20 protein-coding genes are annotated in these 21,999 nt (G+C 69.4%); 6 read left to right on the top strand and 14 right to left on the bottom strand.

The window, feature by feature from the left end:
* Window positions 1-51: 51 nt before the first annotated feature.
* From GTZ93_RS21775 to GTZ93_RS21760, 4 genes are all read right to left on the bottom strand, one after another.
* Window positions 52-891, bottom strand: coding sequence for a DUF3396 domain-containing protein (locus tag GTZ93_RS21775; protein WP_257979247.1), 840 nt, complete (start codon window positions 889-891; stop codon window positions 52-54).
* A gap of 68 nt (window positions 892-959) precedes the next feature.
* Entirely contained in the window at window positions 960-1,676 is a 717-nt protein-coding gene (locus GTZ93_RS21770) for a hypothetical protein (protein WP_139919240.1), read from the bottom strand.
* Window positions 1,677-1,798: 122 nt separating this feature from the next.
* Window positions 1,799-2,716 carry a DUF3396 domain-containing protein gene (locus tag GTZ93_RS21765; protein ID WP_139919239.1) on the bottom strand — a complete coding sequence of 306 codons (918 nt, stop codon included), beginning with the start codon at window positions 2,714-2,716 and terminating at the stop codon, window positions 1,799-1,801.
* Window positions 2,713-3,519 (bottom strand): hypothetical protein, encoded by an 807-nt coding sequence (locus tag GTZ93_RS21760; RefSeq protein ID WP_180946084.1) that lies wholly within the window; start codon window positions 3,517-3,519, stop codon window positions 2,713-2,715. The genes GTZ93_RS21765 and GTZ93_RS21760 overlap by 4 nt, the downstream gene beginning before the upstream one ends.
* Window positions 3,520-3,712: 193 nt before the next feature.
* On the opposite strand from GTZ93_RS21760, the gene GTZ93_RS21755 reads away from it, so the two are divergent.
* On the top strand, window positions 3,713-5,422 hold the full coding sequence (locus GTZ93_RS21755) for an eCIS core domain-containing protein (protein WP_161662962.1): 1,710 nt from the start codon (window positions 3,713-3,715) through the stop codon (window positions 5,420-5,422).
* A 6-nt stretch (window positions 5,423-5,428) separates the two neighbouring features.
* Here the strand turns inward: GTZ93_RS21755 and yedA are convergent, their stop codons facing one another.
* Window positions 5,429-6,328 carry a drug/metabolite exporter YedA gene (gene yedA, locus GTZ93_RS21750; protein ID WP_161662961.1) on the bottom strand — a complete coding sequence of 300 codons (900 nt, stop codon included), beginning with the start codon at window positions 6,326-6,328 and terminating at the stop codon, window positions 5,429-5,431.
* A gap of 202 nt (window positions 6,329-6,530) precedes the next feature.
* Here yedA and hrcA point away from each other — a divergent pair, with 202 nt between their 5' ends.
* The gene (hrcA, locus tag GTZ93_RS21745) at window positions 6,531-7,562 is read left to right on the top strand and encodes a heat-inducible transcriptional repressor HrcA (RefSeq protein WP_120579098.1); all 1,032 of its coding nucleotides are present in this window, start codon (window positions 6,531-6,533) and stop codon (window positions 7,560-7,562) included.
* A 10-nt stretch (window positions 7,563-7,572) separates the two neighbouring features.
* Here hrcA and GTZ93_RS21740 read toward each other — a convergent pair whose 3' ends face one another.
* Complete coding sequence (locus tag GTZ93_RS21740; RefSeq protein WP_257979506.1) at window positions 7,573-8,586, bottom strand: lipid kinase; 1,014 nt, start codon at window positions 8,584-8,586, stop codon at window positions 7,573-7,575.
* Between the two features lie 202 nt (window positions 8,587-8,788).
* On the opposite strand from GTZ93_RS21740, the gene GTZ93_RS21735 reads away from it, so the two are divergent.
* Window positions 8,789-9,244, top strand: coding sequence for a transcriptional regulator (locus GTZ93_RS21735; RefSeq protein WP_120579097.1), 456 nt, complete (start codon window positions 8,789-8,791; stop codon window positions 9,242-9,244).
* Window positions 9,245-9,315: 71 nt separating this feature from the next.
* Here GTZ93_RS21735 and GTZ93_RS21730 read toward each other — a convergent pair whose 3' ends face one another.
* The 3 genes from GTZ93_RS21730 to GTZ93_RS21720 all read right to left on the bottom strand — a co-directional run bounded on the left by GTZ93_RS21730 (window position 9,316) and on the right by GTZ93_RS21720 (window position 11,330).
* Complete coding sequence (locus GTZ93_RS21730; protein WP_139923146.1) at window positions 9,316-10,029, bottom strand: HAD family hydrolase; 714 nt, start codon at window positions 10,027-10,029, stop codon at window positions 9,316-9,318.
* Window positions 10,030-10,075: 46 nt separating this feature from the next.
* Window positions 10,076-10,897 (bottom strand): LolA family protein, encoded by an 822-nt coding sequence (locus GTZ93_RS21725; protein ID WP_126933395.1) that lies wholly within the window; start codon window positions 10,895-10,897, stop codon window positions 10,076-10,078.
* A gap of 85 nt (window positions 10,898-10,982) precedes the next feature.
* The gene (locus tag GTZ93_RS21720; protein WP_120579094.1) at window positions 10,983-11,330 is read right to left on the bottom strand and encodes a hypothetical protein; all 348 of its coding nucleotides are present in this window, start codon (window positions 11,328-11,330) and stop codon (window positions 10,983-10,985) included.
* A 215-nt stretch (window positions 11,331-11,545) separates the two neighbouring features.
* On the opposite strand from GTZ93_RS21720, the gene GTZ93_RS21715 reads away from it, so the two are divergent.
* The 3 genes from GTZ93_RS21715 to GTZ93_RS21705 all read left to right on the top strand — a co-directional run bounded on the left by GTZ93_RS21715 (window position 11,546) and on the right by GTZ93_RS21705 (window position 15,448).
* Entirely contained in the window at window positions 11,546-12,547 is a 1,002-nt protein-coding gene (locus tag GTZ93_RS21715) for a site-2 protease family protein (protein ID WP_139923144.1), read from the top strand.
* A complete protein-coding gene (locus GTZ93_RS21710) occupies window positions 12,544-13,302 on the top strand; it encodes a hypothetical protein (protein ID WP_139923141.1) in 759 nt (252 codons plus the stop codon). The genes GTZ93_RS21715 and GTZ93_RS21710 overlap by 4 nt, the downstream gene beginning before the upstream one ends.
* 148 nt (window positions 13,303-13,450) lie before the next feature.
* Window positions 13,451-15,448, top strand: coding sequence for an ATP-dependent DNA helicase (locus tag GTZ93_RS21705; RefSeq protein WP_120597378.1), 1,998 nt, complete (start codon window positions 13,451-13,453; stop codon window positions 15,446-15,448).
* On the opposite strand, the gene GTZ93_RS21700 is transcribed toward GTZ93_RS21705, so the two are convergent.
* The 5 genes from GTZ93_RS21700 to GTZ93_RS21680 form a co-directional block, all read right to left on the bottom strand.
* Complete coding sequence (locus GTZ93_RS21700; protein ID WP_139923450.1) at window positions 15,402-17,594, bottom strand: TonB-dependent receptor; 2,193 nt, start codon at window positions 17,592-17,594, stop codon at window positions 15,402-15,404. The two genes, GTZ93_RS21705 and GTZ93_RS21700, sit on opposite strands and share 47 nt — an antisense overlap.
* A gap of 126 nt (window positions 17,595-17,720) precedes the next feature.
* A complete protein-coding gene (locus tag GTZ93_RS21695) occupies window positions 17,721-18,140 on the bottom strand; it encodes a DUF5684 domain-containing protein (RefSeq protein ID WP_139923448.1) in 420 nt (139 codons plus the stop codon).
* A 116-nt stretch (window positions 18,141-18,256) separates the two neighbouring features.
* A complete protein-coding gene (locus GTZ93_RS21690; RefSeq protein ID WP_120579089.1) occupies window positions 18,257-19,363 on the bottom strand; it encodes a type IV pilus twitching motility protein PilT in 1,107 nt (368 codons plus the stop codon).
* A 1-nt stretch (window position 19,364) separates the two neighbouring features.
* Window positions 19,365-21,248: a type IV pilus twitching motility protein PilT gene (locus GTZ93_RS21685; RefSeq protein ID WP_261778722.1), complete on the bottom strand. Its 1,884-nt coding sequence runs from the start codon at window positions 21,246-21,248 to the stop codon at window positions 19,365-19,367.
* 175 nt (window positions 21,249-21,423) lie between these two features.
* Window positions 21,424-21,963 (bottom strand): GNAT family N-acetyltransferase, encoded by a 540-nt coding sequence (locus GTZ93_RS21680; protein ID WP_139922442.1) that lies wholly within the window; start codon window positions 21,961-21,963, stop codon window positions 21,424-21,426.
* Window positions 21,964-21,999: the final 36 nt, after the last annotated feature.

Genomic DNA, 21,999 nt, shown 5'->3' with positions numbered 1-21,999 from the left:
TTCGAACCGCTGTCGTAAGCCCGTAAAATCCAGACGCGGATGCCTATTTGTTCAAGGACACAACCGCCGGCGCCAGCGATTCACGTCGTGCTGGATACCATCGATGTCACCCGTGTACTCGAACATGAATGGTTTCAACATTCTCCCCAGTGCCAGGTACTGAGGCGGAATGGCGCCATCCTTCGTATCGAGGGCACTGGGCTCTTCGCCGAGGGTGATCAACAGCCGGTCACCATCCATCGGGATGAGAGAGGTTTCGGGGAAGGGAAGCGCGCTCCGCAGCGCTTCAGTGCCTCCAATCCTGCCCAAGAGGGGCTGTCCCAGGAAGGTGAGCCAGTGGGGGCCCAGGCCGTGGGTTCCGATGACGCTGCTGGCCCTGCCGACGCTGTAGACATCCAGGCCCAGGTAGCGCGAGAGGAGCGCCTCCAGTTGCGTCCAATCTCCTGATGCCCAGGAGCCCTGTGTCGACACAATGGCGAAGCTTGCGTACCCGAAGTTGAAGGGAAGTTCGCGAGCCAGCTCGAATGCGAGGGCACGTAGGTGCTCCGCACCGTGTCTCAGGAGGTATTCCGTGGGGAACGTGAACGCCAAGGCTGTAGCGGGAGCATCATGGAACGGGCTGTTGAGCAGCCGTCCGTAATACTCGACCTGGTAGCCACCTGTTTCGCTGGGGCTCTCTCTCAACTCCGCGGTCCTTCCGCCGCCTCCAATACAATCAATCACTTCCCGTCGGTTGTGCTCCCAGCCCGCACCGTCGAGCGGCACCATGTCGCCGTCAGCGGATGTGTACCAATTCAGTGAGCCGGCGGGGATTGCTCGGCGGTAGGTCTCGATGGCTCGCCAGATGGCGGGCGCAACCTCTGTGTGGTCACGATGGATGAAGAAGGACACGACCACGCCATCGCGTCCCTCGAGCCAGCCGCCTCGGCCACGAAGCCGGATGAGGGGAAAAGCTTCTTTCATGGCCCTGATGCCCTTACGCCTTTCCGTGGAGAGACGAGAAGCGCTCGTCCACCCAGCGCTTGCTCATAGATTTCTTGCTGGGTCTGGCTGGCGTACGGGCTGTTCCCTCCATAGCGAGTCCATTGTGGCTCATTGCTGTCCGGGCACGGGAACTTGAAGTCCAGAGTGAGCGCGGCCTCAAGCAGGTTGCGGTCGCCGTGCAGGACGAGGTCCGGCTTGATGGTGCCTCGGAGTTCCTCGGTGCATCCATCGGCGATGAGCTGCGCTTCCTTCGCCTTGCTGATGGTCTCCAGGAAACGGGCGTTCGGGTAGTAGCGGTAGCGCTGCTCGATGCTGAAGGGCGCGGGCCACAGCTCCTTCAACACTGCTTCCGCGCACTGGAGGGCGAGCACGTGCTTCTGCTTGCCGAGTTGCATGGCCCGCGTCACGGGCTTGCCGCAGCGGTCCTGCTCAACCACCTCGGCGCACTCCTGGCGCGTCGGAGGTCGGTTTTCGAAGTAGCGCGCATTGCCCAGTTGCTCCGCTTGGGCCGCACATGCGGCGAGCTGCTTCTCCAGTTCATCCGCGTCATGGTCCTGCTGCATCGCCGCAAGCACGGCTGCCGGAATGGCTCGGACCAGGGGTGACGCCATGGCCTGGGTCGCGGCCCGCGCAGAGGCCTGCTCAGCCACATACGCCGCGTGCCGTGTCTTCCCAGCGGTCTCCGAATCCACGAACCCCAGCTCTCCGTGCCGGGAGTGCCGTGAACCGCCAGCACATGCCGGTAGCAGGACACAGGCTATCCAGAGGCTTGTCGCGGGACGTATGCGCTGCTGGGGCGGTTGTTGTGCTGGCATCAGGGTTGGAGGAACCGACGGACCCACTGATTCGTGTCCTGTTTGTAGAGAGGGAGCCCTTCTCCTTCGTACTGGAAGAGGAAGGGCTCCATCAGGCGGGCCAGCGTGCGGTACTGGGGCGGAATGGCCTTCGTCTGTGTGTCGATGGGGTCTGGCCACTCGTCCAGGGTGACCAGGACGCGGTCGCCGTCCATGGGGAGCAGGGAGACCTCCGGGAAGGGGCGCGCGTTCCGGAGCGCGTCGATGCCGCCCAGTTGTCCCAGCAGTGGCTGTCCCAGGAAGGTGAGCCAGTAGGGACCTAGGGCTCTGGTTCCGAGGATTGAACTGAATCTCGTGGCATGAGGGGCATCCAGGCCGGGGTAGCGAGCGAGGAGTGCTTCGGTGGTGTCCCAATCCCCCGCGGCCCAGGAGCCCTGTGTCGAGACAAGGGCGAAGCTGGCGTATCCGAAGTTGAAGGGCAGCTCACGAGCCAGTTCCAAGGCCAGCGCGCGCAGTTGGACCGCGCCATGCTCCAGCAGGTACTCCGTGGGGAACGTGAACGAGAGCGTGGTGGCGGGAGCATCATGGATGGGGCTGTCGAGCCGTCGGCCGTAGTATTCGACCTGGTAGCTTCCGGTTTCGCTGGGGCTCTCCCGCAGCTCCACGGTCCGGCTCCCTCCCCCGATACGCTCGATCACCACATGGCGATTGTGTTCCCAGCCTTCGTCATCCAGCGGGACCATGTCTCCGTCCGCCGACGTGTACCAGTTGAGTGAACCGGGCGGGATGGCGCGAAGATAGGTTTGGATTGATCGCCAGATCGCAGGCCCTACCTCCGAGTGGTCGCGATGGATGAAGAAGGCAAGCACGACGCCATCTCTTCCGGCGAGCCACTCGCCCCTGCCGCTAAGTCGGATGCTCGGGAAGACAGGCTTCATCGCTTGAATGGCTCCACGCCAGTTTTGGGCGACACGAGCACGGCTCGTCCACCCAGTGCTTTCTCGTAGATAGCCCCTTGGGACTCGTAGGCGTAGGGGCTGTTGCTTCCGTATTCGGTCCAGCGAGGTGGATTGGTGTCAGGACAGGGGAACTTGAAGTCCAGGGTGAGTACGGCCTCAAGCAGGTTGCGGTCTCCGTGCAGGACGAGGTCGGGCTTGATGGTGCCTCGAAGGTCCTCGGTGCAACCTTCGGCGATGAGTCGCGCTTCCTTCTCCCGGCTGATGGTCTCCAGGAAGCGGGCGTTCGGGTAGAAGCGGTAGCGTTGCTCGACGCTGAAGGGCGCGGGCCACAGCTCCTTCAAAACCTCTTCAGCGCACTGAAGGGCGAGGACGTGCTTCTGCCTGCCCAGGAACATGGCCCGCGTCACAGGCTTGCCGCAGCGGTCCTGCTCCACCACCTCGGCGCACTCCTGGCGCGTCGGAGGTCGGCCGTGGAAGTAGCGCGCGTTCCCCAACTGCTCCGCCTGGACCGCGCATTCGGCGAGCTGCTTCTCCAGTTCATCCGCGTCATGGTCCTGCTGCATCGCCGCAAGCACGGCTGCCGGAATGGCTCGGAGCAGGGGAGACGCAGCGGCCCGGGTTGCGGATGCTGTGGCCTGCTCCGCCACGTAGGCCGCGTGCCGTGCCTTCCCAGCGGTCTCCGGATCCACGAACCCCAGCTCTCCGTGCCGGGAATGCCGGGAACCGCCGGCACATGCCGTCAGCAGGACGCAGACAATCCAGAGATTCGTCACGGGACGCACGTGCCGGACTCTATTGCCTCCTCTGGCGATGTCGTCAGCGGCTCGCGTGTGCGGGGGAGCCCTGGTCTAATAGACCCTTCACGGGACACGCCCCGATACATTGGGAGCACGGACATTGGATGCTCGGCACCGTTGGATCACCCCCTCGCTCCTGGCGCAGGCCTGCGCTCGGGGCCAGGCACTCCCATGGCGGTTGCGTGTCCGTTTCGAGCGCGCCTTCGGGGCCGACCTGAGCGCTGTGCGCCTGCACGAGCATCCCCTGGTCGCGAGGCTGGGGGCCAAGGCCCTCTGCTGGGGAGAGCAGATTCTCTTCGCTCCGGGCGCGCTGGAGCTCGACCTGTCTCGCGGGACCCGGATCCTCGCGCATGAGTTGGTGCATGTGCTGCAACAGCGCTCGGGACGCGTCCCTCATGGGAACGGCGGGACCGGGCTGCTCGTGGATGAGGCCCTCGAAGCAGAGGCCGAGGCCCTGGCCGCACAGGCCCTTTCGGGTGGGCGTGCGCACCTCGCGGGTTCCTGGGCGGGGACTTGTCCCACTCCCGCGCTTCAGGCGTACCACGTCATCCAGAATGCCCAGTTCGTCGCCCAGGACGTCAACCTCCACAACGCCACCTTCGAGACCCAGCGGGATGGCGTGCGGCCCCACCCCCACCCGAAGACGCACGGGGACAGCTTCCTCATCAACTCGGGGACGGTGAACGTCATGGTGCGGGCGCACAACCAGATCGCGCTCCGGGTTTCGGATGACAACGAACTCGCCATCGAGGACACCGACCCCCACCACGAGCAGGCCAAGCACTTCTTCGCCACGGAGCGCGCCATCACCCGGTGCAACCGCGCGTTGAAGTCCGTGGGCTCCAGCTATCGCATCGCCAAGGTCCCCGGGCCTCGCTACCTTGAAATCGGGCCCCCCGCGCAGCCGGGCTGTCTGCCCTTCCTGAGCGGCCCCGGACCCAAGCGTCTGTTCCAGGTGGCGATGTCCGAGAACGGGCACCTCGAGCCCGCCGTGTCGCAGAACTGCAACGAAATCTCCGGCAAGGTCATGGGGGAGCAGCAGGACTCGCAGCGCACCGTGAGGCTCACGCAGTCCGGCAATCAGCTCTTCCTCAATCTACCGCGCTGGCAGCTCGGAGGATGGGCCCCTGCCTTTCCGGCCCATGGCGACATCCCCTTCCGGCTGGCGGAGCTCCTCACCACGTTCCTCTTCCATGGACAGGCAGAGGGCCCCAACGCCGCCGCGGCCCGGCAACGCGCGGTCAACGATTACCAGGTCGGATTGCAGAACGCGCTGGCGGGCGCCAATACCCCTGTTGCCCAGATGGCGGCGCTCGCGGGCTTCAACGGCCCCATTGGCCGCAACTATGGCCGGCTGGTGAACCGGGTCCGCGCCAATGCCGCGATGACGCTCAACGGCGTCACCCTCAACGGGCTCACGCTCCGCACACGTTACGAGCAGGTCCTCTTCCGGCTGGGCCTCAATGCCTATGCGGACCCGCGGGTGGGCGATGCGTTCCAGACGTACTCCGTGGGCGCGATGGAGCGCTATCAGGACGCCCAGAATCGCAACTGGATGCGGATGCGGGACGAGGTGGCTCCCCGCCCGGTGGCGCTCGTTCCTCCGCCTGTCTATTGCGAACCGGTGTGGGAGTATCACTGGGGCGGTGTGGTCGCGGAGAGCGGAGCGGACCGCATCACCTTCGAGAACTACGCCCGCAACTACGAGGATCGCAACGGTCCCCAGCTCCATGGCGGCGAGCTTCGCTCGTTCTTCCAGATGACCCGCGTGCCCACCCAGGTCAATGATCCGCTCATCGCCCAGTCGTGGCACGAGAGCTGTTACGCCCACGGCTTCGCCAATGCCCTGACGATGTGCATCTCCAAGATCAGCCGCTGTGGACGCTGACCCGGCTCACCGCTTCCCGCGGGCCAGCAGCATCACCGCGACCAGGATGGCGCTCATCGCGCCCCAGGTCATGGGGCCCAGCGTCTCTCCCGCGAACACCACGCCCAGCAACACCGCCACCGCCGGGTTCACGTACGCATAGCTCGTCGCGAGCGCCGGCCTCGCGTGCTTCAGCAGATAGCCATACGCGCTGAACGCCACCAGCGAACCGAACACCACCAGATACACGAACGACACCATCGCTCGCGGGGGCACCGCGTCCGCCATCCGCTCCCCCAACGCGAGGCTCAGCGCCATCATCATCACGCCCGCGCTCAACATCTGTGTCGCTGGCGTCATCAACCCCGCGGGCATCGGCAACCGCCGGCTCCACACCGACCCGAAGGCCCACGCCGCCGGCGCCACCACCACCGCCAGCGCCGCCACGCCTCCGCCGCTCATGTCACCGCCCAGGTTGAGCAGCGCCACCCCCGCGAACCCCAGCACCAGCCCCGCCAGCTCCGCGCGGCCCGGCCTCTGCCCGAACGCCGCCCCGAAGATGGCCGCCCACAACGGCATGCTCCCCACCACCAACGCCGCCACCCCGGACGGCACCCCCAGGTTCTGCGCCACCGCGATGCCCCCGTTGCCCATCACCAGCAGCAGGAAGCCCGTCACCACGCCCGCCCCCCACTGCCGCAGGCCCGGCCCCGGCTGCCCCCTCAGCCGCAACCCCGCGAACAACACCCCACCCGCCAGGAGGAAGCGCATCCCCGCCATCCGGAACGGCGGAAAACCCGTCAGCGCGAACCGCATCGCCAGGTAGGTGGACCCCCAGATGACGTAGAGCGCGAAAAGGCTGAACAGCAGGCGACCCCGGTGGGGCGCGGGCTCGGCTACGTCGGGGGTCACGGTCGCGGTCGTCACGGCGGCGGCCTTCTAACCCCCACCTCCCTCCCGTGCGATGTGCGCTTTGCCGTACCCGTGCCACGCAGGCAGTCGGACCAGCGCCCCGCCTGCCTGCCAGAGAGGCCCTCCCAATTGAATGCCTCGGGCGTCCCTTTTAGAATTCTACAGGAGGCATGAAGACCCGGAGGTCGGGTCGACAGCCCCCGGAGCGTGAGCGGGAATGCCCGACGAATTGGGTGAGCGCGAGAAGGAAGTCCTCCGAGCCGTGGTGCAGGAGTACATCACCACCGGCGGCCCGGTCGGCAGCCAGCAGCTGACTCGCAGAGGCGAGTTCGAAGTGTCTTCCGCGACCATGCGCAACGTGCTCGCCGACCTGGAGGCCCTGGGCTTCCTGGAGAAGCCCCACACGTCCGCCGGCCGCGTGCCCACCGACCGGGGCTACCGCTTCTATGTGGACACCCTGGTGAAGCTGCGCGACCCCGCCCCCCGCGACCGCGAGCTCATCCACGCCGGCCTCGTCCACGAGTCCAGCCTGGACGAGGTGCTGTCGGAGGCCAGCCGCGTGCTGCACTCGCTCACGCGCCACGCGGGCGTCGTGCTCACTCCCCGCGTCGACGCCGCCGTGTTCCAACGCATCGAGTTCCTGCGCCTGCGTGAGAACCGCGTGCTCGCCGTGCTCGTGGGCCAGAACGGCCAGGTGCACAACAAGGCCCTCACCGTGGACTTTCCGGTGACGTCCGACGAGCTCATCAAGGCCAGCAACTACCTCTCCGAGCTGCTGCACCAGGTGCCCCTGGAAGAGGCGCGCGAGCGCATCCGCGCGGAGATGGACCAGGAGCAGGCCCTCTATAACGCGCTCACCGCCAAGGCCCTCAAGCTGGGCGCCGCCGCCACCGACCTGCAGACGCCGGAGCGCGTGCTCATCGAAGGCACCGGCTCCTTCCTGGAGCAGCCGGAGTTCGCGGACGTGGAGCGCATCCGCGCGCTGTTCCGCGCCCTGGATGAGAAGCACAAGCTGCTGCACCTCTTGGACCGCGTGCAGCGCACGAAAGAGATGCACGTCTTCATCGGCGCGGAGAGCGAGTTCTCCGCCGCTGGCGACGTCACCGTCATCGCCAGCCCCTACGGCACGGCGGAGGCGGTGCTGGGCACTGTCGGCGTCATCGGGCCCACGCGCATGGACTACCGGCGCGTGATTCCCCTGGTGAACTTCACCGCCCAGGTGCTCTCCAGCGTGCTGGAGAAGGTGTAGTGCGAAGCCCCTACTGCGGCGCGGGCGCGTAGACGCGCAGCGCCGCGGGGGCGACCTCGAAGCGCATGGGCGTCATGCCCACGTTCTCTCCGTCCGCGTTCACCTCCATGGGCGGCTCCGTCTCCACGACGAGCCGCGAGGTGTGCAGGTGCACGACGGACTCGTGCTCCAGGTGCCCGCCGCTCCTCATGCCCAGCGCCACGCGCGCCAGCGTGGCCACGTCCTGCAGGTGGCCCAGCCCCGTGCGCTCCCCGCCGTCCGCCATGGAGGGCGCGGCGATGGCGTAGACGTGGAAGCGGCGGTCGTCCAGCGTCGCGTCCGGCGCCACCATGTTGCCCGCGCCGTGGTAGCGGCCGTTGCCCACCACCAGTTGGAGCGCGTCCACCTCCAGCGTCCGGCCATCCGCCTGGAGCCGGACGTGGAAGGGCTGCAGCGTGCGCATCTCCGCGGCGGCGGCCATGGGATAGGCCAGCTTGCCGGCGCGCTGCTTCAACTCCTGCGTGAGCCGCTTCGCGATGGCGGTGGTGAGCCCCAGGCTGGCGGCGTTGAGGAAGGGCCGCCCGTTGATGAGCCCCACGTCCACGCGCGCCGTGTAGCCACCGGCGATGACGTCACACGCGGCCTCCAGCGTGTCCGGGATGCCCAGCGAGCGGGCGAAGTCGTTGCCGGTGCCCAGCGGCACCACGCCCAGCGTCACGTCGCGCCCCATCAGGGCCTGCGCCGCGCAGCTGATGGTGCCGTCGCCTCCTCCCACGAGGATTCGGCGGGCCCCCTGGGCGATGGCCTCCTCCACCACCTTGCGCAGGCGCTTGGGCCGCGTCAGTGCGTGCGCGGCCATGAGCGGGATGCCGTGTTCGGCCAGCAGCGCGCGGGCGGTCTCGAAGGCGTCACGCCCCGAGCGCGAGCGCGTATTCACCACCAGGACCGCGGGCCCCTCGTCCAGGTGACGAAGGCGCGGAGGCGCGTTGAGTGCGGGTTCCAGGGGAAACCTCGGCTTTGAATGCAGCGCCTCCAAGCTGCGCACGACCGTCTTCCGGCACCAGCGGGACCCATGCGGAAAGGGCAGGGGCTCTGTCCATTCCCCACCGCGACTCTTGGAGAGCTTCCGCGGGTGGACATGGGTAGGGGGCTGGCGGGTTCCCTCCCTGGGTAGACGTGTTCACCTTCCAGGCGACGCGGACTCCGTGCCTCGGACCCGCGCCGGGACGTTCTCCAGGAGGGTTTGAATGGCACGAGGAAGCAAGGACAAGTACTCGGCGAAGCAGAAGCGCATGGCCGCGCACATCGAGAAGGGCTACGAGGACAAGGGCGTCGGTGAGAAGACCGCGGAGGCCCGCGCGTACGCCACCGTGAACAAGCTCACCGGTGGCGGGATGAAGGGCGGCTCCGGCAGCAAGGCGAAGGCGGCCCGTCGGCGCCCCGCGGCCCGCAAGAACGCGCGCAAGGCAGGACGCGTGGGAGGCAAGCGCCGCGCCGCCACCGCGAAGAAGAGCGCCACCTCCAGCCGCAAGAAGGCCGCGCCCACCCGGGCCCGGCGCACCAGCACCGGCCGCAAGGCCACCTCGCGCACCGGCACCGCCGGCAAGCGCTCCACGGCCCGCAAGAGCACCGCGCGCCGGGGGACGGCTCGCAAGAGCACGGCGTCCCGTTCACGCGCGAAGCGGGGCGGTTCGCGCAAATAGTCCCGAGGGGCTCCACCGGTGGCCACGCTTTTTCCGTGGCCGCCGGGGACGCCTTCACCCTGTCACGGGCTTCAGCGCGACTCCTCGTCCTTGGAGGTGTCCCGCGACGCCGCGTCCCAGGGCCAGATTTCGGGGTCTTCTTCCAGGCGGCGCAGCAGCTCCGCGGGGTCCTTCACCAGCGTGCGGCAGCCGGCCGTGCGCAGGTCCTCCGCGCGGAAGCCGCCGCACAGCACACCCACGGACGCCAGGTGCAGCTTGCCCGCGGCCAGCGCGTCGTAGGGCGTGTCACCCACCACCACCACCGTGGCGGGGTCCGGCTTGCCCAGCTTCACGAGCGCCGCCTCGAAGATGTCCGGGTGCGGCTTGCTCTTGTCGACCTCGTCCTTGTTCGTCTTCGCCTCGAACAGGCCGTCGATGCCGCACAGCTCCACGTAGCGCTTGAGCTCGTCGTCCTTGGCGCTGGAGGCCAGGGCAATCTTGCGGCCGCGCTTGCGCAGCAGCTGGAACAGATCCTTCACACGCGGGAAGGGGCGCACCTTGGGGAGGAACTCGCGCTTGAAGCGCGCGGAACGGTCCTCCTCCAGGTCCTTGCCGAAGCGCTCCAGCTCCTCGTCGTTGAAGAAGACGGGCAACAGCTGGTCCGCGCCCTTGCCAATCTGGCTGCGCACGTGAGCGAACGGGATGTCTCGCCCGAACTCGATGAACGACCGGCGCCAGGCCTCGGCGTGCTCGTCCACCGAATCGATCAGCGTTCCATCCACGTCGAAGATGACGTTCTCGACCATGCGCGGCGAACCTCCGCCGCCAAGGTGGCGATGGCCGGCGTGCTGGTCAACCGCCCGTGGGTGACTTCGGTCCACTCTCCTGCGCTTCGCTGTCCACGAGTGTCCGGGTCTGCACGCTGTATCCCTCCGGAGCGGCGGGGGTGAACGCGTCGTTGGGCAGCGGCGTCTTCAGGTCCACCTTCGACAGCACCGTCTCGCCCTGCTTCGCGTCCCCCAGCCAGCGCGTCAGCTTCCTGGGCACGCACAGGCCCAGGTCCGTGTCGCAGTGCTCCTCCTCCATCCGCACCTCCGCCCGGGTGCCGTCCGGCGCGCGCGTCTTCTTGGCCAGGAAGTCCAGCGAGGGCCAGCGCAGCACGTACGTCACCTCCACGCCGCCGCCCGCCTCGCCCTCCAGCGCCATGGTCAGCTCCACGGCCTCCTTCGCCTGGGGCAGGCTCGCGGTGCGCCTCGCCTTCGCGCTGCGCAGCAGCAGCGGCGCGCGGAAGCCGTCCGGCACGAAGGGGGTGAAGATTTCGGTGAGGAACGCGGACAGCTTCTCCGCGGAGACCTGGGACGTGAAGGTGGTGAACTGCTTCGTCGCCTCCACCTGCTCGTACAGGTGCTTGCCGTCCCACCACACCTGCCGGGCCTGGGGCGCGGACACGGTGCCGCGCATCTTCTGGGGCGCGCGGTACGCGAAGGTGAAGCCCGCGGAGGCGGTGTCCCCTTCCGTCTGGGTGCCCTCCAGCTGGTAGGCCGTCAGCTTCGCGTCGCGCGCGGCCAGCTTCTCTCGCACCTGGGCCATCAGCTCCGCGTCGTTCGCGCCTCCGGACGAGGACGAACGGCACGCGAGGAGGCCCACGAGGGGCACGAGGAGGAGGGCGCGCATGGGGATGCTCGGGGGCTGGAAATGGAAAAGGCCCCGCTGTTCCCAGGGGGCCTTCGGACTGCCTCGGTGAGGAGGCAGCTTGGGACTACTTCACCGCCACGCCGGTCGCGGAGGAGCTGGTGATGCCGATGATGGTGCCGAACAGGGCGAAGATGCCGTGACGGGGCGTGGTGCTCGCCGACTTCAGGTCCACCTTGGAGGCGCCCATGGCCTTCGCCTCGGTGATGAGGAGCTTGTTCACCACGGTGTCCAGGTCGCTCTGAACGATGTCGATGATGTGGAAGATCGCGGTCAGGCCCAGCGAGCTGCCCTGGATGACGGCCACGGCCTCGCCGTTGGCGGCGATCTCGGAGCCGGAGACGATGGCGGACTCGACGCTCGTGCAGCCCACGAGGGAAGCGGCGGCGACGGCGGACAGGATGAACTTCTTCATGGTTATCTCCCCAACTGATGGTGGCTTGGATGGTGACGGAGCGGCCCGGACAGGCACTCCGCCGTTCAGTAAGACCTCAAGCGGCCGGGGTCGTAGCAGAAGGCTTTCTCAAGTCAAGGACCCGGGGCGGGCTATTCCGAGTTCTGTTGGACACTTCATCCGCCGGGCGGCGCGGGAGTGGTCGCCCCTCTCGCGGACGTGAGGCATCTTCGCGCATGCACCCGGTTTCCGTTCCACGTCCCGCCCCGGCCCGCGTCTGGCTGCACCTGCTGCTCTTCGTGGTGACGCTGGGGACGACGTTCCTCGCGTACCTGCTGCTCTTTGGCCGCTCGTTCCCGTTCAGTGGGGACGGGCTGCTCGCGGAGGACCGGACCCAGGCGCTGTTCTTCAGCGGGTCGCTGCTGGCCATCCTGGGCTCGCACGAGATGGGGCACTACGTGCTCGCGCGGTGGCACCGGGTGGACACGTCGTTGCCGTACTTCATCCCGCTGCCGGTGCCGGGGAGCCTGGGCACGCTGGGCGCGGTCATCCGGCTGCGCGGGCGCATCCCCACTCGCAACGCGCTGGTGGACATTGGCGCCGCGGGGCCGCTGGCGGGCCTGGTGGTGGCGCTGCCGCTGCTCTACTGGGGGCTGTTGCACTCCACGGTGGTGGACTCGCCGCCGGTGCCGTCCTCGTTCCCCGGCGAGTCGTCGCTGTGGGTGCTGGGGCAGGACCTGCTGCGTTGGGTGATGGAGAAGCTGACGCAGGCGCCGCCCGCGATGGAGCCCGTCTACACGAGCCACCAGACGCACTTTGGCGACAACCTCCTCATGAAGGCGCTGACGTGGCTGGCGCTGGGCCCGCTGCCGGAGGGCAAGGACGTGGTGGTGCACCCGGTGGTGATGGCGGCGTGGTTCGGCCTGCTGGTGACGCTGCTCAACCTGCTGCCGGTGGGGCAGCTGGACGGCGGGCACCTGACGTTCGCGGCGCTGGGGCCCCGGGCCCGTCTGGTGGGCCAGGGCGTGGCGGTGGTGCTGCTCTTCCTCACCGTGTTCGTCACCGCGTCATGGGGCCTGTGGCTGGTGGTGGCGAGCAAGGTCGTGGGCTTCGGCCACCCGGAGGTGTTGCGGCCGGAGGAGCCCCTGAGCGCTTCACGCAAGGTCATCTGCGCGCTGTGCCTGTTGGCGCTGGTAGGGTGCGCGATGCCCATCCCGCTGCGAGAGGTGTGGTCATGAAGTACCAGTGCGAGAGCTGCGACCGACTGGTCAAGGTGGAGACCTACGTCCTCGAGGAGCACGCGCTGGCCGTGGCGTGCCCGGCGTGTGGTGCGTGGACTCGGGCGGCGCCTTCCCTCTCCAAGCCGGCATCCCCTCGGCCCGCGCCCACTCCTGCGCATGACGGCGTGGAGGACCTCGCGGTGGCGGCGCCCTACGCGGCCCCTCCGCCGTCACCTCTCGCTCGGCCCAGCGTCACCGCGCTGCGGGTGGTGCGTCCGGATGCTCCCGCCGCGGCCCTGCTCGCGCTGGACGGAGACCCCTTCCAGGCGCCTCCGGGCCACTGCCCCAAGTGCGTGGCGCCCATGCGCGACGACGCCGGGGCCTGCTCGGCGTGCGGACTGGTCTACGCCAACTTCATCCCGGACGAGCACCAGCCCTCCGAAGCCCTGGCCCAGGAGTGGCGCGAGCTGCTGGAGACCTGGCACGACTGGGACGCGCACGACCGCCTGCTGTCCCAGGTGATGATGCGGGGCGAGATGGCCATGGTGGGCCGGCTGTACCGCGTGCGGCTCGCCCGCGCGCCGAACGACGCCCAGGCGCTGCGCGGACGGGATGAAGTGGTCCGCCGGGTGACGACCACGACGCAGCTCATCTCCGACGGACCCTCACCGGCGCTGGGGCGCAAGATGAAGACCGCGGTGCTGAGCACCGTGCTGGTGGTGTCCCTGGTGCTGCTGCTGGTGCTCTTCCAGATGATGCGCGCGTCCTTCTAGGCGGCGGGTCCGGCGGAGCGCTGGCCGGCCCGCTTCCCGGGCGGGCGGGAGAAGGGGCTTCACGGCCGCGTCAGGGAACGCGCGGGGGGCGCCGGGCGCTGTTATCCTGCGGGGCCGCCTTTCCGCCCTCCTGCCCCCGAACCGCCGCATGTCCGCGCCCGCGACCCGTCCTCTCTCTGTCGACAGCCTGCTGGGGCCTGGTGGCGCGCTGGAAGAGGCGCTGCCCGCGTACGAGCACCGCCCGGAGCAGCTCCAGATGGCGCGCGCGGTGGAGCGGGCCTTCTCCGAGGGCAGCTACCTGCTGGCGGAGGCCGGCACCGGCACGGGCAAGACGCTGGCGTACCTGGTGCCCGCGCTCCTGGCGGGGCGCAAGGTGGTGGTGTCCACGGCCACGAAGACATTGCAGGACCAGGTGTTCTTCAAGGACCTGCCGCTGCTCAGTGAGAAGCTGGGCCTGCGCTTCGAGGCGGCGTACCTCAAGGGGCGCGGCAACTACCTGTGCCTGCACCGCTACGAGTCCTTCGAAAAGGACCCGCAGTTCGTCTCGCGCGAAGAGGCGAAGCAGTGGCCGCTGCTCAAGAAGTGGGTGACGCAGACGGAGACGGGGGACCGGGCGGAGCTGGATTTGCCGGAGTCCTTCGCCGCGTGGTCCCGGCTGTCCACCACGTCGGAGACGTGCCTGGGCTCGCGCTGCTCGCAGTACGACACGTGCTTCGTCACGCGGATGCGCAAGCGCGCGGAGGCCGCGGACCTGCTGGTGGTGAACCACCACCTGTTCTTCGCGGACCTGGCGCTGCGCAGCTCCGGCAAGCGCACGGAAGGGGTGCTGCCCTTCTACGACGCGGTCGTCTTCGACGAGGCGCACGCGCTGGAGGACGCGGCCAGCGGCCACTTCGGGTGCAGCGTGTCCAACTACCGGCTGGAGGAGCTGTCGCGCGACGCGGTGGCGGCCCTGCAGGCGAAGGATGAGCGGCACGCGACGCTCTCCGCGCTGGCCCAGCGGGTGCGCTCGCACGCGGACGCGCTGTTCCTCCAGGCGCCGCGCGCGCTGGGGATGTCCAGCCAGGAGTCCACCGTGGCCTTGCGCCCGGAGACGATGGGCAAGCTGTCCGGCGCGCTGGAGCAGGTGCGGGAAGGCCTGGCCGCGCTGGCGTCCTTCGCGGGCAGCGAGCGCGAGCCGGAGCTGGCCGCCATCCACCGCCGCGCGGAGGAGATGGCGGAGCAGCTCAGCTTCCTGGAGAAGTCCGAGTCCGCGGACCACGTGTACTGGGCGGAGGCGCGCGGCAAGGGACTGTTCCTGCGCGCGAGCCCCATCGACGTGGCGAAGGAGCTGCGCGACCGGCTCTACGGCGCGCTGGACACGGTGGTGTTCACCTCCGCGACGCTCGCGGCGGACAGCCGCTTCGACTTCTTCGCCAAGCGCATGGGCATGTACGACGACGAGGGCCAGCCCGTGACGCGCGTGCGCACGCTGGCGGTGCCCAGCCCGTTCGACTTCCCGCGCCAGTCCGCGCTGTACCTGCCCACGCACCTGCCGGACCCCAGCGCCCCGGGCTTCATCGAGGCGGCGGCGGAAGAAATCATCCAGCTGTGCGAAGTGACGGGCGGGCGCGCGTTCGTGCTCTTCACGTCGCTGCGCAACATGGTGCGCGCGTACGAGCTGACGGCGACGCGGCTGCCCTATCAGGCATTGCTCCAGGGGGAGCGGCCCAAGCAGCAGCTGCTGGATGCGTTCCGCCAGACGCCCAGCGTGCTCTTCGCCGCGCACAGCTTCTGGGAGGGCGTGGACGTGCCTGGGGACGCGCTGAGCCTGGTCATCATCGACCGGCTCCCGTTCGCGTCTCCCGGCGACCCGCTGGTGGCCGCGCGCATCCGTCAGATTCAGGCGCGCGGTGAAGAGCCGTTCGACCAGTACCAGCTGCCGCAGGCGGCGCTGGCGCTGCGGCAGGGCTTCGGGCGGCTCATCCGCACGCAGGCGGACCGGGGCATTGTCGCGATGCTGGACCGCCGCATCGTGACCAAGGGCTACGGCCGCGTGTTCCTCTCCAGCCTGCCGCCCGCGAAGCGGATGGAGGACACGACGGAATTGAGCCGCTGGTTCAACGGTCCGGTGCGCCCGGTGCCGCCCGTGCGCTCGATTCGCTGAACACGTCGCGCAGGCGCAGGCCCACGCGTGCCTGGAAGGGCGGGGCCAGCGTGTCCACGCCCGCGCGGCCCGCGAGGTACTGGCGGTCGAAGAGGTTCTCCACCGCGCCGAAGGCGTCCACCTTCCAGAACAGGTGGCGGCTCACGAACAGGTCCACCACCGCCGCGCCGCCCATGCCGCGCGTGTTGAGGTCGTCCTCGTACTGCGGGCCGAACACGCGCAGCTGCGCGGTGACGGAGACGATGCGCGGGTCATCGAAGGTGACCGCGAGCGAGCCGCGATGCCGGGGGTCCTGCGGAAGCTGGCGACCCGCGAGGTCGGGCTGACCGGGGGCGCGCGTGACGACGGGGTCCACGAAGGTGTAGGCGGCGAGCGCGGTCCACTGCCGGGACATGCGCCAGTCCGCGCCCAGCTCCACGCCTCGCACGCGGGCCCGGCCCAGGTTCTGTCGCTGGCGCGTGGCTCCGTCCGGCAGGGGCGTGGCGAGGGTGACGTTGGTGACGGGCGCGTCCAGCACGTTCCAGAAGCCGGTGACGCGGCCGGTGAGTCCGCGCGGGCCGGTGGCCTCCACGCCTGCCTCGGTGCCCCAGAGGCGCTCCGCGCCCAGGTCCGGGTTCGCGGCGGTGAGGACGGTGCCCACCTGGAAGGGGCGATAGAGCTCGTTGAGGGTGGGGGCGCGGAAGGCGCGGTACGCGGAGGCGCGCAGCGTGAGCCACTCCAACGGGCGCACGCGCGCGGCGATGCGCGGACTGAGCTGGCGCGCGGTGCGGGGCTCGAAGTCGGTGGCGGTGGTGGTGCCGTTCGCGAAGCTCTCCAACCGGTTGCCGTCGAAGTTGCGCCACGTGTCCCAGCGCAGCGTGCCGGCGAACTCCAGCGCGGGGGACACGGTGTAGAGGTCCTGCACGAAGACGCCGCCGGACAGCTGCGTGCCCCGCGTGTTGCGCGCATAGAGCGTCGTGGCGGTGTAGCTGGCGGGGAAGAGCACCTCGTCGGCCCTGCCGTGGGAGCGGCGCACGTCCACGCCCGCTGCGAACACGTGGGTTCCGCCCAGCGTCAGCTCCGGACCGGTCCAGACGAGCGAGCCGCCCTGGTCGTCCGCGGGCACGTCCTGGAGGGCGGAGCGGATCTCGAAGTTGCGGTCCGGTGCGACGCGCGCGCGGTCCTGGGCGAAGTGCTGGGTGCGGCCATGGAGGCCCAGCTCGAAGGTGCCGACGGCGTCCGTGCGGAGGCGGGCGTTCGCGGCGAACCACATGAGGTCCACGCTGGCGACGGTGTACTGGGTGCCACCGTTCTGCGTCTCGCGGAACACGCCCGCGCGGGCGGAGAGGGACAGGTGGTCGGTGGCCGCCGCTTCGACGCGCGCCTGGGCGCTGACGTGGTTGGAGGGCGTGTCTCCGTCGATGCGGCCGCGCTGGCCTTCGGGGACGATGCGGTAGCCGTTGCTGGTGAGGCCCTCGACCTCCAACGAGGCGCCCACGCGGCCCCAACGGTCCGCGATGCGCGCGGCGGCGAAGCCGGTGCCCAGGTTGCCGGCGGACAGGTCGACGTCGAGCACCGGGCCGGTAATGGGCCGGGAGAACAGCTGCACCACGCCGCCCAGCGCGGCGCTGCCATAGAGCGCGGAGCCGCCGGTGGGGACGACCTCGACGCGGTCCAGGCCCAGGCGGGGCAGGGCGCGCCAGAAGACCCAGCCTCCGTAGGGGTCGTTGAAGGGAAGCCCGTCCAGCAGCACCAGCCCACGCGCCACGCCGGAGGGCGCGAGCCCTCGCAGGTTGAGCCCCTGCGCGGTGGGGTCCGCGACGAGCGACGGCGTGCGGCGGAACGTGGCCGCGGACGGCAGCGTGCGGATGAGCGCGTCCTGCGTGAGCGTGGGGCTGCGTTCCATCTCCTCGCGGGGAATCACCACCGTGGTGGCGGGCACGTCGCGCAGCGGCCGCGGCAGGCGCGTGGCGGTGACGACGGTGCGGGTGTCGCGAGGAGGCTCGGGCTGAGGCTCGGGCTCGGCGGGGGCCACGAGCGCGGCGGCCTCCGGCTCGGGGACCCTGTCCGCGTCCACCGTCTGCGCGGTGGCCACGCCGGGCAGCAGCAACGCCCATGCGAGGCGACGGGAGAGCGACGGGCGAGCGACGGCGCGAGGTCCAGGCATCGGGCCCGCTCTACTGGATGTCGTGCTCCCGGGCGAGCAATGGCGGGCTCCAGAAACACGAACGGCGGTGAAGCGCCCGGAGGGCCACTCCACCGCCGCCGTTCACGGCCGGGAGGCCGTGGGGAACTACGCCGCGGCCATGCCACCGCCGGAGGCGGCCGGGCCCTGGTACTGCGCGTCGCCGAAGCCGAGGATGGCGTAGAAGACCGGGCCGAGCAGCGCCAGGCCGATGCCGAAGCCCGTGCCCTTGCCGAACGACTTCGCCATGTCGATGCCGATGATGAACAGCGCGATGATGTTCACACACGGCAGGAGCGCCAGCACCACCCACCACGCCGGACGGCCGACGATCTGGGTCATCACATAGATGTTGTAGAACGGCACGATGGCCGCCCAGCCGGGCTGGCCCGCCTTGGCGAACGTCTTCCACAGGCCGGCAATCGTCAGGCCGATGAACGCCAGGTAGATGATCCAGAACAGCGGACCCGGGCCCGCCGCCTGCTGGTCCTGCATCTGCTGCATCATCTCAATCTGCTGCTGATCCATGACTTCCCCCTCGGAAGTGTAGGACCCACCTCCGTGGGCGGATCCAAGTTCACTCCCGAACAAAGGCGAAGTCGGGGGGAGAAAGCAAATTCCTTCCCCCGCCCGAGGGAGGCCGCTCAGGCCTTCAGCGTCTCCGGCACCTGCCAGTCCGGCTTCAGCCGCTGGATGACCTTCACGAAATTCTCCTTGTCCTGGGCTTTCTCCAGGGCGGCCTCGGGGAGGATGACGTCGTCCTTCACCAGCCGCTCCAGGTGCATGTCCAGGGTCTGCATGCCCTGGTTCTGGCCGGCCTGCATCTTGGAGGCGATCTGGAACACCTTGCCCTCGCGAATCATGGCGGCGATGGCGGCGCTGCCCACCAGGATTTCGAGCGCGGCGACGCGGCCCTTGCCGTCCGCGGTCTTGATGAGCTGCTGGGCGACGATGCCGGCCAGCGACTCCGCGAGCATGCCGCGCACCTGACCCTGCTCGTCCGCGGGGAAGGAGTTGATGATGCGGTCGATGGTGGCGGGGGCGCTGTTGGTGTGCACCGTGGCGAAGACGAGCACGCCGAAGCTGGCCAGCTGGAGCGCCAGCTTCATCGTCTCGTTGGTGCGGAGCTCGCCGATGAGGATGACGTTGGGGTCTTCACGGCCGGCGGAGCGGATGGCGGTGGCGAAGCTGGAGGCGTGCGGGCCCACCTCGCGGTGGGTGACCTGGGACTTGAGCGATTCGTGCACGAACTCCACCGGGTCCTCGACGGTGAGCACGTGCGCCGGGCGCGTCTTGTTGATGTGGTTGATCATCCCGGCGAGCGTCGTGGACTTGCCCGAGCCCGTGGGGCCCGTCACCAGCACCAGCCCGCTGCGGCGGTCCGCCATCTTGCGCACCACCTCCGGCGTCTTCAGGTCCTCCAGCGACAGCACCTTGCTGGGGATGGTGCGGAACACGGCGCCAATGCCAGTCATCCGGTAGAAGTAGTTGGCGCGGAAGCGGGCCTTGGTGCCGTAGCCGTAGGCGAAGTCCAGGTCCAGCTCCTCCGTTATCTGCCGCTTCTGTTCGGGCGAGCAGATCTCGAAGAGCAACGACTCCAGCTCTTCGGTGGTGAGGGCTTCTTCGCGCAGGGGCATGAGCTCGCCGCGGATGCGGCCCAGGGGCGGGTAGCCCACGCCCAGGTGCAGGTCGCTGCCCTTCTTGTCGAGCAGGACGTCAAACCAGGCGGCGATGCGAGGGGTGTCCGTCATGTCAGGCGCCCTTCTTGCCAAGCAGTGAGCCCACCTTGGACAGCATCCGCGCGCCCTCCTGGGCGGTGGCGGGCGGGGGCACGGTGGGAGCGGCGCCGGGCCGCTTGCCCGTCACCATGGCTTCGATTTCGTCCGGGTTCTCCGCGAAGCCCTTCACCGTCTCCAGCGTCGCCTTGCCGGAGCGGGCCAGGTCCGCGAGCGAGTCCTCGAAGCGGATGATGCCCAGCGACTTGCCGCGCTGCTGGAGGGAGGGGATCTGGTACGTCTTGTTGTCGCGGATGAGGTTGCCCAGGGCCACGGAGCCGGTGAGCACCTCGGCGGCGGCGACCAGGGACTTGCCGTCCGTGCTGGGCATCAGTCGCTGGCTGACGATGAGGCGCAGGCCGCTGGAGAGTGACAGCCGCACCTGCTGCTGGTCCGCCGGCGGGAAGAGGTCGATGAGCCGGTCGATGGTCTTCGCCGCGCTGGGCGTGTTCATGGTGCTGATGAGCAGGTGGCCCGTTTCGCTGGCGGCGAGCGCCATGCGCACGGTCTCCGTGTCGCGCAGCTCGCCCACGACGATGACGTCCGGGTCCTCGCGGAGGCTGCCCTTGAGGGCGCTGGCGAAGGTGCGGGTGCTGGTGCCCACCTCGCGCTGGCTGATGAGGGCGCGCTTGCGCGGGTGCACGTACTCCACCGGGTCCTCCACGGTGAGCACGTGGTGCGTCGTTTCACGGTTGATGATGTCCACCAGCGCCGCGAGCGTGCTCGTCTTGCCGTGGCCGGATGGACCGGTGAGCACGATGAGGCCCTGGTGGTGGTGCGTGGCCTTGGCGATGTCCGCGGGCAGGCCCAGCGACTCCAGGGTGGGGATTTCGCGGGGGATGACGCGGAAGGTGCCCTTGAGGCCCGTGCGCTGGCGGCACACGTTGACGCGGAAGCGGCCGGTCTCCTCGGAGTCCAGCGCGAAGTCCACGCTGCCGTCCTTCTCCAGCACGTGGCGCAGCCGCTCCGGGATGATGGGTAGCAGCAGCCGCTCCACCGTCTCCGGGGACAGCGGCGTGTCCTGCGGCAGCAGCTCCCCGGCCAGGCGCAGCAGCGGAGGCCGTCCGGCCACCAGGTGCAGGTCGCTGGCGCCCATGCTGCGCGCCTGCTCCAGCAGCACGGTCAGGTCGCGGCCCGGAGCGGATGTCGCGCGCGAGATGGGGATGATCCGCGCGGGGGGATTCGCGCTGGCAGTGGAGTGGGACGCAGCGCCTGCATGAGCAGCAGCGCCTGCATGGGCCGCCGCACCTGCATGGGCCGCAGCACCCGCGTGGGCAGGCGCACTCGCGTATCCGCCCGCGCCTGCGTGTGAAGGAGCGCCCGCGTGAGGGGCCGCGCTGACAGGAACTCCGCGCGCGGCGGCTCCCGCACCCATTCCACCTGGCTGCGTGGCCCGCGCGTCCACGGGCGCGGAGACCGCGGGCACTCCCGCGTAGGGCGTGCGCGTGGGCGCCGCCTGGGCGGACACGGCCGGCATTCCCGCGTAGGGCGTCCGCGTGGGCGCGGCAGGCGCCGCCGGAGCCGCCGCGGTCGCTGGAGCCGCGGCGGCCGCCGCGCCTTCCGCGCTTCGCGTGAGGCGCACGTTCATCAGCTCGCCCCGGCGCACCGCGGCGATGTTGAGGGAACCCAGGCCGGTGGCGTTCACCGTCCATTGCACCGGCGTCTCCGACACAGAGGACGCGCGCGCCATGCCCACCATCGCCTGGAGGGCCTTCACGAGCTCATCGGTGGAGAGGGCGCCTGGATCGACGGGCTCGTAACCGTTGGCGCCGCGCACCATCGGAGGACGGCCACTGGCCAGGGCCAGCTCGGTGATTCCAGGACGCGAGAGATGACGCAGCAGTTCCGCGAGCGGTTTCATTCAGGGGGAAGCCCCACCGCTGCCGTGCGTCAGGCCCGGCGGGGTGGAAACTCCCGAAAGGATAGTCGACCGCCGCGCTCCAGGTCACCCTGGGGGCATGCCCCAAACGCACGACGGGAGCGGCCGTGCGAGGGCCCCTCCCGTCGGGTCCAACCGATTGCTGGGGTACCGCGGACTACAGCTCGCGCGACATCAGGAGCCGCAGCTTGCCGGACTTCTTGGAGACCACCGTGGCCACCGTGGTGAAGCCCGCCTTGCGGTAGAAGCCCACCGCGGGCGCGTTCGCAGGATCCACGCGCAGGGCGATGGTCTTGCGGTACATGTCGCGCGCCGCGTCCAGCGCCTTGTCGAGCAGCATGGCGCCCAGGCCGTGGCGCCGCAGCTCCGGCTTCACCACGATGTTGCGCAGGTAGGCCGCGCCCGGCACCGGACCGTCGCGCTCCACCGTCACGTAGCCCACCACCTGGCTCTGGAGCCGCGCCACGTGGATGAAGGGCTTCAGCTGGGTGAGGGCCTTGAGGCTCTCCTCCTGCGACTCACCCCGCCCCTTCCAGGGCTCGGAGTTGGCGCGCAGGGCCGACACCGTCGTCAGGTCCTCGTCGGTGGGCGGACCGAATTTGACCCCGGTCACCATTTCGTTGGGGAGCGTCGCTCCGTCCAGCACCGGCGTGGGGGCCGCCACCTCGATGCCAGGGTCCACCTGCTTCATCGTCATCGCCTTGCTCCTCCGTCGCGTCCGCGATCCTAACCG

This window comes from Corallococcus exiguus (assembly GCF_009909105.1).
GTDB lineage: Bacteria > Myxococcota > Myxococcia > Myxococcales > Myxococcaceae > Corallococcus > Corallococcus exiguus.
The sequence above is the reverse complement of the archived record's forward strand: the minus strand, read 5'-3'. Positions and strand labels throughout refer to the sequence as shown.

Coding starts and splice junctions, on each gene's coding strand:
- GTZ93_RS21765 (WP_139919239.1), bottom strand. CDS start 2,716: ATGAAGCCTGTCTTCCCGAGCATCCGACTTAGCGGCAGGGGCGAGTGG.
- GTZ93_RS21735 (WP_120579097.1), top strand. CDS start 8,789: ATGGCACGAGGAAGCAAGGACAAGTACTCGGCGAAGCAGAAGCGCATG.
- GTZ93_RS21710 (WP_139923141.1), top strand. CDS start 12,544: ATGAAGTACCAGTGCGAGAGCTGCGACCGACTGGTCAAGGTGGAGACC.
- GTZ93_RS21700 (WP_139923450.1), bottom strand. CDS start 17,594: ATGCCTGGACCTCGCGCCGTCGCTCGCCCGTCGCTCTCCCGTCGCCTC.
- GTZ93_RS21690 (WP_120579089.1), bottom strand. CDS start 19,363: ATGACGGACACCCCTCGCATCGCCGCCTGGTTTGACGTCCTGCTCGAC.
- GTZ93_RS21695 (WP_139923448.1), bottom strand. CDS start 18,140: ATGGATCAGCAGCAGATTGAGATGATGCAGCAGATGCAGGACCAGCAG.
- GTZ93_RS21725 (WP_126933395.1), bottom strand. CDS start 10,897: ATGCGCGCCCTCCTCCTCGTGCCCCTCGTGGGCCTCCTCGCGTGCCGT.
- GTZ93_RS21705 (WP_120597378.1), top strand. CDS start 13,451: ATGTCCGCGCCCGCGACCCGTCCTCTCTCTGTCGACAGCCTGCTGGGG.
- GTZ93_RS21685 (WP_261778722.1), bottom strand. CDS start 21,248: ATGAAACCGCTCGCGGAACTGCTGCGTCATCTCTCGCGTCCTGGAATC.
- GTZ93_RS21715 (WP_139923144.1), top strand. CDS start 11,546: ATGCACCCGGTTTCCGTTCCACGTCCCGCCCCGGCCCGCGTCTGGCTG.
- hrcA (WP_120579098.1), top strand. CDS start 6,531: ATGCCCGACGAATTGGGTGAGCGCGAGAAGGAAGTCCTCCGAGCCGTG.
- GTZ93_RS21730 (WP_139923146.1), bottom strand. CDS start 10,029: ATGGTCGAGAACGTCATCTTCGACGTGGATGGAACGCTGATCGATTCG.
- GTZ93_RS21680 (WP_139922442.1), bottom strand. CDS start 21,963: ATGACGATGAAGCAGGTGGACCCTGGCATCGAGGTGGCGGCCCCCACG.
- GTZ93_RS21720 (WP_120579094.1), bottom strand. CDS start 11,330: ATGAAGAAGTTCATCCTGTCCGCCGTCGCCGCCGCTTCCCTCGTGGGC.